This window comes from Clostridium sp. CAG:43 (assembly GCF_000434655.1).
In the GTDB taxonomy this organism is placed as follows: domain Bacteria; phylum Bacillota; class Clostridia; order Lachnospirales; family Lachnospiraceae; genus Otoolea; species Otoolea fessa.
This window is the reverse complement of the sequence record NZ_FR895042.1, coordinates 14,261-25,151: the sequence shown is the minus strand read 5'-3', so window position 1 is coordinate 25,151 and position 10,891 is coordinate 14,261. Positions and strand designations below refer to the sequence as shown.

Sequence of the window (10,891 nt, the reverse complement as noted above, 5' to 3'; positions counted from 1 at the left end):
GGTCCGATCGGTCCGGGGCAGCCGCGTGGTCCTATGGGACCGGGACGACAGCAGTTGTAGGGTTCAAAAGAACCGGGACAGCCGCGATCGCGTCCGCAGCGCCCATAGCCGTTATTTTCATAGTCACTATCATCAAAATAGTAGGGAAAATTACATGAATGACGAAACATAAAAAACTCCTTTCCAGATTTAGGACATCCATCCTGATGTAGTATATGTGTGCGATGAAAGAGATGTGCATTAGTAGAAAAGGGCTGGGAAATCGAGGGCTGGGAACTGTGGAATATTATAAGTGTGGAAGACGGTAAGAATGAATGTAGGAAGTGTGGATGCCGCTGGATGGAACGACTCCCAGTCCGCCGCTCAGACCACCGCAGAGGTCGGAGAGAATGTCACAAGATAGCTAATCAGTTTGTTTTATGGTTTGAGGATATGGTTTGAAAATATTCTTCATTTGCCAAAACCGCCGGAGAATCCGGGCGGATTTTTTTTGTTTCCTTATGATAATACAGTGCCTTATCATAGTTTCCCATCCGATCATAGCAGACGCAGAGCTGGATTAAAGGAATGAAATCATAGTAATCGGCTTCGATAAAGGCATTTGGATGATATTCTGGTCGGTCTTTGAGGGCAAGCTGGTACCAGAAAACAGCCTGGGAAATTTCACCGAGGGAAAGTTTCAACCGTCCGATCTCACAGCAAGTTTTAGCACGTGGGCGGTCGTAGAGGAAACTCTGGAACAGAGAAAGCTGGCTGGCAGTCGTATTTCTGAGCATTTCATGGCAGCGCGCCAGAAGCAGACAGGCATCTATCTTATTTTCATACCATCCGGCTGGTTCGTTCAGGAAATGTTCCAGAACCGGGCGGGCTTTTTCATATTGTTTGTGGTCGATGAGTTCGCGGGCGTAGTAGTATTGATGGCGTGGATCGAGCAGTTCGCCGTCCGCAAGCATTGTTTCATAGATTTTCAGGTTACGGTCAGAATGGGTGAGAGCAGAAGCAGGCTTTCGGTGTTCGATCTGAATAGGAGAATAGAGAATCCTGCCGCGCGGCGCGATGGCTTCGTGGACGCGTCCTTTCCAGCGAAAATGCCGGTCCGTTCGCAAAATCCGTTCGCGATTGTAGGTAAATGCAGATGTACCGTCCGGCTGAAATCCGGCAACGTATTTCATCATGACGACATCGGGCTGCGGGGATTTGCTTAAAGTTTCTTTCAACTTTAAAATCGCTGTGATCGATTCGGCGGGAACGATATCGTCGGCGTCGAGCCACATCCAGTATTCGGTTGAGACCTTTTCACAGATGAAATTGCGCGCGGCGGCGAAATCATCGTTCCACGGGTAGTGATAAATATGTTTGGTGTATTGCCGGGCGATTTCTACAGTTCGATCGGTGGAACCGGTGTCGGCGACGAGGATTTCATCCGCAAATTGTATGGCAGATGTTAAAACACGCGTCAAAACGGCTTCTTCATTTTTGACGATCATACATAGGCTGAGGCGGATCATGGGCTCTCCAAAATCAATATCAAATTGATATTAATATATGAAAGAAGTTTTTAGATGTGTACAGACATTATATATATAATTATATAAGGATAAACAGGAGAAAAGCCCCCTTTTATTGTTTTTTGGGTACTTTTCTCCTGAAATGATGGCTGCAATTCACTCTGCGCTATTTAACAGCACTTGAAAAAAATTATTATAGAGCTTCAAAAAAAGCATTGGTCAATTTCTGTATATTCAGATACGGGTTCTCATAATCAAAACTACGCATCCGTCCCTTGGCAGCCAGAACACCGAGCTGGATCGGCTCAGCGATATCCGAATTGAGCCGATCATCGAGCATACCGCTGATGAAACCGCCGGCAAAGGAATCACCGGCGCCGGTATCGTTGTTTAACTGGTACTGGTAGAGCTTTTTGTGGCGGATTGTGCGGATCTGACATACGCCGTCCTTAAAATGGATCAGCTCATGACGGTCATCGTGCTTGACAATGAGGGTGCGGGTGGGATCCGGGTTGATCGCAGAAAAATACTCACAGAGGTTCGCGTAGAGCGGACGGGCGCTGCGGGCATTGAAGCCGAGGTTTTTCTTTTCGGATTTATTTAAGAAAACATAATCGGCATATGCGATCAGTGGCTGTAAGCGCTCACGGCGCAGCGATGTATACTCAAAACCAGGATCCATGCTGACTTTCATGGCAGGATTTAAATGTTTTGCCTGGATGACCGATTGCATGATTGCCTCGAATTGGTCGAAATCAGACAGGGATGACAGATGGATCCAGCGGGCCTGCGCGAGGTACTCCGCCAGTGTGGTTCCCGTCCGGGCTTCCTGTTCCTGGATGCGGTCTAAGAGCGTGTTGTTGGCACACGGCGCAATCTTAATGCAGTTGCGCGTGTGATTATAAAGGCGGACAATCGATTTGGCAATCGCTTTGGAATATGGATCGTCGAAGCGTTCGCGCGTGGTAAACAGCCAGTCGCGGTTATCCAGGTGCGCCAGCTCAGCGTCAATGTCATTTGTCTTGCCGAAGCGCAGATCGAATGGACTGGGCGTACCGCACACGCCGACATAAGCGACCTGCAGGTTAGGGAGAATATGCTTTGCAACTTTCAGGGTGATGAAAGCGGAACCGCCGATCTGGGTCGTGTACTCCTTGCCTTTTATTGCCAGCTCCTGAATATCGTTTTCCACATCGGAAATCGGGTTGCTTAAGTTCTCGTCGCCTCCACCGGCGGATGTCTCCACCAGATCAAGTCCGGTGCAGTGAAACATATAGTCATAATTGATAGCGCCAATGCAAATAACATCTAAACTTGCCATGAGATTCTACCTCTTTTGTCCGTGTTTTTTTTAGTATTTAAAATGAAGAGCGGTGCGGGATTTTTGCTTTTTCAGCAGGATCTCGCACCAGCACCATTTACAGAATATAACACGGTTTTTCGTTTGTCAAATAAAATGTAAAATTAGTGTAAAAAAGACGCGGAAAAGTGCCGAAAAGCCTTTATTTATAAGAAAAAACTACATTTTTTTATTAGAGAAAATAAAGAAAAAAGATAGGGAGAAAGAGTGGAAAATGAGAATGGGAAAATAGGGGAGATGGAGAAAAAGGGAATGGAAAAGTGCGGATGGACAGCGGGTGAAATGTTCAGTATAATTTGATGGAATAGAGATAGAATGGACAGGAAACGAAGGGAGGAGAGTGCGATAAAAGATCGAATCAAGGAAAAGCAGAATGAGAAATCAGAGGGGATGCAAAGTGCGGTTTTAACCCGCCTCCATCTCAGTGCCTCCGCCCTTAAATATTTAGCACTCCTGGCGATGACGGCAGACCACATTGCGGTGATCTGCAGACCGGTTCCGGGATTCCGGACATTTGGGGATCTGGCGTTTCCATTGTTCGCCTTTTTATTAGTAGAAGGTTTTTTTCACACGCGGGATCGCAGATGTTATGGACGGAGGCTGCTTTTGGCGGCGGCTGTGTCGGAGATTCCGTATGATCTGGCATTTTCCGGACGGTGGATGGATGCACAGCACCAGAATGTCTGCCTGACCTTTTTTCTGGCGCTGGTTGCGATGGAGCTGTTAGAGCGGTATGGAAACGGTATCTGGGAGAAACTGGTGCTGACGGCAGTGTTCTGTACGCTGACAGAAGCGGCGGGAGCAGACGGCGGCGCATGGGGGATGGGACTGGTGCTGGCATTTTATTTTTGTGTAATAGGAAATTCAGGCACTAACGTGCCAAGGCACATTCTTTTTCATGAGAAAACGGCGGGGGTGTTTATGAAGATGATTGCCGCCGTCCTCATCGGCGCGTTCGCGTGGCAGGAACCCCTCTGGGTACTGGCGCTCACGGCTGTCTGCCTCCTGTTATATGACGGTTACAGAGGTCGGAGCAGATTCCGTTCCTTTTTCTATATCTATTATCCGGCGCATCTTCTGGTGCTGTATTTTTTGTCATAGAAAACTTCGTCCTATGACAAAAAAGCTCCGTGGGATGACTTTTATTATGGGAATTTTTGACAATTTTCGGGCGTAAAACACGCCCTTTTTTTATTTCCAGATCGGGCAAAAAAACTTGACAATAAAGTTAGCATTTGCTAACCTTATGTATGAGTTAGGAATAACTAATGAAAATTAGTCTCATCTAATGAAAATTAGCTATGTCTAATAATTGTTAGCAGAAACTAATGAGAATTAGCGTACGCGAATCAATTAGATTAGTAGCAGATGAAAAGAGCCGTTTCCGCTAAGTGAGACATCATGATGGGCAGAATGCGGAAACACAGAGGAAGGAGAATCGTATGCAGGGAGCAATGCCGATTTCGATGGCAACCGTTGGAACCGCCTATACGATCAAAAAGATCAGCGGAAACACAGAGGTTCGTTCTCATTTAAAATCCATGGGATTTAACGAGGGAACCGAAGTAAAATTGATAACCCAGCTGGACGGAGACGTGATTATTCACGTAAAGGAGTCCAGAGTGGCTATAAATAAGGATCAGGCAAGACACATTCTGGTCTAAGGCAAGGGAATGGGGATATTCCAGAGCAGGTTGTATGGTACAAAAGCAGACGGAATCCCGAGTGAAAAATTGGAATGGTTAGGAGGAACAGAGAATGACGCTTAAAGATGCACAGGTTGGATCTACCGTCAAAGTTGTCAAGATTCATGGCGAAGGCGCATACAAACGCCGCATCATGGATATGGGCATCACGAAGGGAAGCGAGATTTTTATTCGAAAAGTAGCTCCGCTGGGCGATCCGGTAGAGGTTACGATTCGTGGATATGAGCTTTCACTTCGTAAAGCCGATGCTGAGTGCGTAGATGTTCAGACAGTTTAATACGTTTGATTAAAAAAGCAGGAGGATGAAAAATGGCAATTCATATTGCTTTGGCGGGTAACCCGAACTGCGGTAAAACAACCATGTTTAACGCACTGACGGGTGCTAACCAGTATGTAGGTAACTGGCCGGGTGTTACAGTTGAGAAGAAAACCGGTAAATTAAAAGATGCTTCGGGAGAAGAGGTAAATGTAACGGACCTTCCGGGAGTTTATTCCCTTTCTCCGTATACACTGGAGGAAGTTGTAACCCGTGATTTTATCTTAAAAGAGAATCCGGATGTCATCGTAGACTTAGTCGATGCAACCAACATTGAGCGTAACCTGTATCTGACCACACAGCTGATCGAGACAGGTATTCCGGTTGTTATCGCTTTAAATATGTGCGATCTTCTGAAGAAGAACGGCATCAACATTGATGTAAAGGCACTGTCCAAGAAACTTGGCTGCCCGATCATCGAGACTTCCGCGCTGAAGAAAACCGGTCTGAAGGAAGTCATTGCAGAGGCAATCAAAGTTGCAAAGAGCCATGCAGCAGGCACTGTAAGTGCTATTTTCGAGAGTAGCGTAGAGGATAAAGTAAGCGCAATCGAGGCAGAGCTTCCTTCTAGCATTCCGGATGCAGAGAAGAGATGGTATGCAATCAAAGTTCTCGAGAATGACAGCAAAGTTGCAGATCAGCTTGGTCTTAGTGCAGACAACCGTTTCTCCCGTTACACCAAGGAACTGGAGAAAGAGTTTGATGATGACGCTGAGTCCGTTATCACTGACCAGAGATATGTATACATCCAGAAGGTTATCGAGGAGACCGTAAAGAAACCGGCTCAGAAGATGAGTCTGTCGGATAAGATCGATAGCATCGTAACCAACCGTTTACTTGGTATTCCGATCTTTGTTCTTGTTATGTGGGCGGTTTACTATGTATCCGTTACTACCGTGGGTACATTCGTAACAGACTGGACCAATGATACCTTTGTTGGCGCAATTCAGGGCTGGGCTGGCGATGCATTGGCAGCAGCAGGCGCTTCTGACCTGATTGTAAGCCTTGTAGTGGATGGTATCATCGGCGGTGTTGGCGCCGTTCTTGGTTTCGTTCCGCAGATGGCTATCCTGTTCCTCTTCCTTTCCATTCTGGAAGATTGTGGTTACATGGTACGTATCGCATTCGTTATGGACCGTGTATTCCGTCACTTCGGACTGTCCGGTAAGAGCTTCATCCCGCTGCTGATTTCCTCTGGCTGCGGCGTTCCTGGTATCATGGCTTCCAAGACCATCGAGCAGGACAACGATAGACGTCTTACCATCATGACGGCAACTTTCGTTCCGTGTGGTGCGAAGCTGCCGGTTATCGCTCTGATGGGCGGTGTTATGGCTGGTTATATGAGCGGCGACATGGATCTGGCTACTATGATGGCTCCGATCATGTACTTTGTAGGTATCGTTGCGGTTCTTGTATCCGCGATCATGTTAAAGAAGACCAAACCGTTCTCCGGCAAACCAGCTCCGTTCGTTATGGAGCTTCCGGCGTACCACATTCCGTCCGCTAAGACCGTTCTCCTTCATGTTTGGGAGCGTCTGAAGGGATTCATCATCAAGGCTGGTACAATCCTGTTCCTGGCTTGCGTTGTTATGTGGTTCCTGTCCTCCTTCGGATTTGTAGACGGTGGATTTGGTCTGGTAGAAGAATCTGCAGATTCTATCCTGGCTATGCTGGGTGGTGCTATCGCAATCCTGTTCCGTCCGCTTGGTTTCGGCGAGTGGCAGCCGGTTGCAGCTTCCATCACTGGTTTCACAGCAAAAGAGGCTATCGTTTCCACCATGGGTGTTCTGGCGAATGTATCTGAGGATCTGTCTGAGGAGACCGATGTCGTAGCAGCAGCTATCCAGACATGGTTCCCGACAACCATCGCAGCCTTTACATTCCTGCTGTTCAACCTGCTTGACTCTCCGTGTCTGGCAGCTATCGCAACGATGGCACAGCAGCTCCAGTCCAGAAAATGGTTCTGGTTCGCTATCCTGTATCAGAATCTCTTCGCTTACGCTGTATCCCTGATTGTATATCAGTTAGGTGGTCTGGTACTTGGCGCAGTTGCATTCAACGTATGGACTATCGTGGCAGCAGTCCTTTTGGTATTCATGCTCTTCATGCTGTTCCGTCCGGATCCATACAAGGATCAGAAGAGCTACACAAGAAGCTCTGTAGAGGCAGCTTCATAAGTTAGTTTCTAAATAAAAAATAAAACAGGTTCTGCCGTCCGGCCGGTGGTTTTGCGTTTCCACTGACCGGGCATCGGCAGGTGCCTGTAATCATAAGTGATAAAATTAATCCTTTATAAGGCTGCCTCGGATAGCAGAATGAAAGTCTGCTGTTTGGAGGCAGTTTTATTCGATTTCAAAAAAGAAAAGGAGAAAGCATAGATGGGGGATTCATCCGGATCCATGTTTTATGGTGTGATTGGTTTTCTGGTAGTTTATTTTGTAGGATATTTTATCTGTCGTGTGTATGATAAAATAAAAAAGATACTCCGAAGCCATTCATCGAAAAGTCAGAGAAGAGAGGACGATAACGTATGAGACCGATTGATATTGGAATTTTAATTGTAGTAGCGATTTTGCTTTTGCTGGCATTACGTTCGGCGATCCGTCATTACACGGGAAAGGGCGGCGGATGCTGCGGATGCTCCGGTGGAAGCTGCGGTTCCTGCGGCAGCGATGGGAATGCTGGTGCGCGCGGCGAAGATCTTTCCAAGAAAGCGATTACAGCGAGTACCCCGTCCAAGATCATGCGGATCGAGGGTATGCACTGTGCAAACTGCAAGAAATCCGTTGAAAAAGCCCTGACCGCCCAGAACGGCGTCATCCGTGCAGATGCGGACGTAGACAGAGGCATTGCCCGCGTGTTCTATGAGAATGGCGTGGACGATGCGAAGCTGCAGGAAGCGGTTGAAAAAGAGGGATTTGTGGTTAAGAATATTGAGACGGTTGTCTAAGAGAAAAGTGAGATCCTGTTCTGGTGTTACTGGGCACGTTTTCTTACGGCACTTTCGGTTCCAAAAGTGCCTACCCGTGTACAGTAACGTTCTGGTTTCAGATGTGTTGGATAGGTTTATTTTGTATCGCAAAATAAAAAGACTTGTGGTATACTTGGAAAAAATGGTAAAACTTATACAGAGAGGCAGAACGTATGATCAAGATTATAAAAGAAGCACAGGTTCGAAGCGAGGAAGATAACCGGAATCTGCGGGAGACCGTGGCGGGGATTATTGGTGAGGTCCGGGGGCGCGGGGACGCGGCACTGAGGGAGTACAATGAGAAGTTTGACGGATGTACCCGTGAATCGCTGCGGGTCAGCCGGGAGGAGATTGATGCGGCTTATAAGGAGCTGGGCGAGCAGGAGCTGGCGGATCTGAAAGCGGCGCATCACAATATCGAGGCATTTGCGAACGCGCAGAGACAGACCGTGAAACCGCTTGACAATTTCAGCCCGGAGCCGGGAGTCTTTTTAGGACACCGCATCATTCCGATGGAGTCCTGCTGCTGTTATGTGCCGGGCGGCAATTATCCGCTGTATTCGACGGCGCTGATGTTAGCGACTCCGGCGAAGGCAGCGGGTGTAAAACGTATCACCGCCTGCTCTCCGGTAGTGCGGGGAACGGGTCATATCAATGCCAAGACGCTGGTAGCGATGGATCTGGCTGGCGTGGATGAGATCTACGCACTGGGCGGTGCACAGGCGATCGCAGCATTTTCCTATGGAACTGAGAGCATCAAGCCGGTGGATATTATTGTAGGGCCGGGTAACCGCTTCGTAACCGAGGCGAAACGTCAGTGCTACGGGCAGGTCGGCATCGACTTTGTAGCCGGGCCGAGCGAGGTCCTGGTAATCGCGGACGGAAAAGCGAGCGCGAAGGTGGTAGCGGCAGATCTGCTGGCACAGTCCGAGCATGATGTCAATGCGAAAGGCATTCTTCTGACAACCGATGAGGCATTTGGAAAGAGCGTGATTGAGGCGGTAGAGGAAGAGCTGAAGATTCTGGATACGGCAAAGATTGCGAGACAGTCCTGGGATACGTTTGGAGAGATCGGCGTGGTAGACAGCCTGGACGAGGCAGTTCAGTATGCGAATGAGTACGCACCGGAGCATCTGGAGATCAACGTGGAAGATCCGGATGCACTGATTCCGAAGCTGGTTAATTACGGTTCCCTGTTTATCGGTCAGAATACGGCGGAGGTATTTGGTGATTATGCTTCCGGAACCAACCACACACTTCCGACTCTTCGGGCGGCACGTTATACCGGCGGCGTCTGGGTTGGTACATTCTTAAAGACCTGTACCCACCAGAGCATGACCCCGGAGGCATCCGCGCGGATCGCACCGCTTGTATCGCGTATGGCGCATGGAGAAGGATTATCCGGACATGCAGCGGCTGCCGATGCAAGAAAATAGGGAAAATAGAAAATAATAGAATAAAACCCCTCAGATGCTGCAGCATCTGGGGGTTTTGTGTTTCAAAGCATACCGCCTGCTATTCTTGTCTTTTATTCCGGATAAACCAGTCTCTCCGGACCAATTCCATCTAAGACTTCGCGCAGAAAGCGGTCAGCCAGCCAGTTTGCCATCGGCAGGTTCATATCGAGGTAGTTGCCGCAATCTTTTGCACAAGCACCCGGAACCTCGTCTTTGTAGTCGCGCATGAAAGTAAAGAGCCCTTTCATCAGCGGCACGATCTCCTCGGATGTCAGGTCGCCTGCGAGAAGCAGGTAAAAGCCGGTGCGGCAGCCCATCGGTCCGAAGTAGAGGACGCGGTCTTTCCACTCCTCGTTATTTCGCAGCCAGGTGGCAGCCAGGTGCTCGATGGTGTGAACCTCCGCCGTATTCATGACTGGCTCATAGTTGGGGCGTGTCATGCGGATATCAAAGGTGGTGATGACCTGATCGCCCACGCGATCCTTGCGGGATACATAGACGCCAGGGAGCAGTTTCAGATGGTCGATGGTGAAGCTTGTAATTTTATCCATGAAAATACCTCCAAGTCAGTTTCATTCATCCCTATTATAAGGAAATAACGCGGATCAGACAAGGGCTTTATTTACCCAGAACCGACAAGATTCTACATATTAAATGCATAAAAATGCATAAATCATGCATAAACCATCCGAAAATGAATAAAAAACCTCTTGACGCATAGAACCTACCTATGCTATAATCTTTCAGAAAATGAACAAAGGCGTTCATGGGCTCTGCTCATGGACGCCTTTTTTGCAGAATCAGACAATTTATAAAATATGTCTCTAATGATGTGAAAAACGCATCTGAGGAAAAACAGATTTGCTCAAATGTGAGGCTATTGAGAATGAAAAAGTAAACTGCCTGCATGAAGCTATTCACAGGCGGGGTACGAGAGAGAAAGGAATGGTGACCAGATGGAGAAACCGGTATATCTTCTGTTGGAAAACGGCGACTATTTTGAGGGAAAAAGCTTTGGCGCTCCTTTACGTGAAGTGACCGGAGAAGTCGTATTCACAACCGGTATGACAGGATACCTTGAGACGATCACAGATCCCAGCTATTTTGGACAGATTGTCGTTCAGACATTTCCGTTAATCGGAAACTACGGAGTGATTCCGCAGGACTTCGAGAATGAAGAGGTATATTTATCAGCCTATATCGTAAAAGAGTGGTGTCAGGAACCTTCCAACTTCAGATGCAGTGGGGATCTTGACACCTTTTTTAAAGAAAGAAACATCCCGGGCGTCTATGGAATCGATACGAGAAAGCTGGCAAAAACCATTCGTGAATCCGGTTCGATGAACGGCTGGCTGACCGAGGTGAAGCCGCCGTATGATGCGAAAAAGCTGGAGGAAGTGAAAAACTTCCACATTACAAAGGCGGTTGAAACCGTTACACCAAAGAAATGTGAGATCAAACCGGCGGATGAGAAAGAAGAGTTCCAGATTGTGCTCTGGGATTTCGGCGCAAAGGAAAATATCATCCGCGAGCTGACCAGGCGCGGATGCCGCGTGGCTGACCTTCCGGCTGG

At 48.0% G+C, this 10,891-nt stretch carries 10 protein-coding genes; 7 read left to right on the top strand and 3 right to left on the bottom strand.

All coding sequences use genetic code 11. The features are described from left to right. Window positions 1-407: 407 nt before the first annotated feature. Both QVO97_RS03510 and QVO97_RS03505 read right to left on the bottom strand, forming a co-directional pair. Window positions 408-1,487, bottom strand: a complete 1,080-nt coding sequence (locus tag QVO97_RS03510) for a tetratricopeptide repeat-containing glycosyltransferase family 2 protein (protein WP_369678377.1) — start codon at window positions 1,485-1,487, stop codon at window positions 408-410. Between the two features lie 214 nt (window positions 1,488-1,701). Next, entirely contained in the window at window positions 1,702-2,829 is a 1,128-nt protein-coding gene (locus tag QVO97_RS03505) for a carbohydrate kinase family protein (RefSeq protein ID WP_022359016.1), read from the bottom strand. A gap of 354 nt (window positions 2,830-3,183) precedes the next feature. Between QVO97_RS03505 and QVO97_RS03500 the strand changes: the two genes are divergently transcribed. The 6 genes from QVO97_RS03500 to hisD all read left to right on the top strand — a co-directional run bounded on the left by QVO97_RS03500 (window position 3,184) and on the right by hisD (window position 9,297). Then, window positions 3,184-3,969: a TraX family protein gene (locus tag QVO97_RS03500; protein ID WP_022359015.1), complete on the top strand. Its 786-nt coding sequence runs from the start codon at window positions 3,184-3,186 to the stop codon at window positions 3,967-3,969. A 341-nt stretch (window positions 3,970-4,310) separates the two neighbouring features. Next, a complete protein-coding gene (locus QVO97_RS03495) occupies window positions 4,311-4,532 on the top strand; it encodes a FeoA family protein (RefSeq protein WP_022359014.1) in 222 nt (73 codons plus the stop codon). Window positions 4,533-4,626: 94 nt separating this feature from the next. After that, window positions 4,627-4,851: a FeoA family protein gene (locus tag QVO97_RS03490; RefSeq protein WP_022359013.1), complete on the top strand. Its 225-nt coding sequence runs from the start codon at window positions 4,627-4,629 to the stop codon at window positions 4,849-4,851. 32 nt (window positions 4,852-4,883) lie between these two features. Continuing rightward, window positions 4,884-7,067 carry a ferrous iron transport protein B gene (feoB, locus tag QVO97_RS03485; protein WP_022359012.1) on the top strand — a complete coding sequence of 728 codons (2,184 nt, stop codon included), beginning with the start codon at window positions 4,884-4,886 and terminating at the stop codon, window positions 7,065-7,067. Window positions 7,068-7,420: 353 nt separating this feature from the next. Further along, a complete protein-coding gene (locus QVO97_RS03480) occupies window positions 7,421-7,840 on the top strand; it encodes a heavy-metal-associated domain-containing protein (protein WP_022359010.1) in 420 nt (139 codons plus the stop codon). 194 nt (window positions 7,841-8,034) lie between these two features. Next, window positions 8,035-9,297: a histidinol dehydrogenase gene (gene hisD, locus QVO97_RS03475; RefSeq protein WP_022359009.1), complete on the top strand. Its 1,263-nt coding sequence runs from the start codon at window positions 8,035-8,037 to the stop codon at window positions 9,295-9,297. A gap of 92 nt (window positions 9,298-9,389) precedes the next feature. Here hisD and QVO97_RS03470 read toward each other — a convergent pair whose 3' ends face one another. After that, window positions 9,390-9,869 carry an S-ribosylhomocysteine lyase gene (locus QVO97_RS03470; RefSeq protein WP_022359008.1) on the bottom strand — a complete coding sequence of 160 codons (480 nt, stop codon included), beginning with the start codon at window positions 9,867-9,869 and terminating at the stop codon, window positions 9,390-9,392. Window positions 9,870-10,274: 405 nt separating this feature from the next. Here QVO97_RS03470 and QVO97_RS03465 point away from each other — a divergent pair. Further along, the coding region (locus QVO97_RS03465) for a carbamoyl-phosphate synthase domain-containing protein (protein ID WP_288188798.1) at window positions 10,275-10,891 on the top strand (617 nt) is incomplete at its 3' end.

Excerpts from the sequence above, each read along its gene's own strand:
- QVO97_RS03490 (WP_022359013.1), top strand. The coding sequence starts at position 4,627 with ATGACGCTTAAAGATGCACAGGTTGGATCTACCGTCAAAGTTGTCAAG.
- QVO97_RS03495 (WP_022359014.1), top strand. The coding sequence starts at position 4,311 with ATGCAGGGAGCAATGCCGATTTCGATGGCAACCGTTGGAACCGCCTAT.
- QVO97_RS03505 (WP_022359016.1), bottom strand. The coding sequence starts at position 2,829 with ATGGCAAGTTTAGATGTTATTTGCATTGGCGCTATCAATTATGACTAT.
- feoB (WP_022359012.1), top strand. The coding sequence starts at position 4,884 with ATGGCAATTCATATTGCTTTGGCGGGTAACCCGAACTGCGGTAAAACA.
- hisD (WP_022359009.1), top strand. The coding sequence starts at position 8,035 with ATGATCAAGATTATAAAAGAAGCACAGGTTCGAAGCGAGGAAGATAAC.
- QVO97_RS03500 (WP_022359015.1), top strand. The coding sequence starts at position 3,184 with ATGGACAGGAAACGAAGGGAGGAGAGTGCGATAAAAGATCGAATCAAG.
- QVO97_RS03480 (WP_022359010.1), top strand. The coding sequence starts at position 7,421 with ATGAGACCGATTGATATTGGAATTTTAATTGTAGTAGCGATTTTGCTT.
- QVO97_RS03510 (WP_369678377.1), bottom strand. The coding sequence starts at position 1,487 with ATGATCGTCAAAAATGAAGAAGCCGTTTTGACGCGTGTTTTAACATCT.
- QVO97_RS03470 (WP_022359008.1), bottom strand. The coding sequence starts at position 9,869 with ATGGATAAAATTACAAGCTTCACCATCGACCATCTGAAACTGCTCCCT.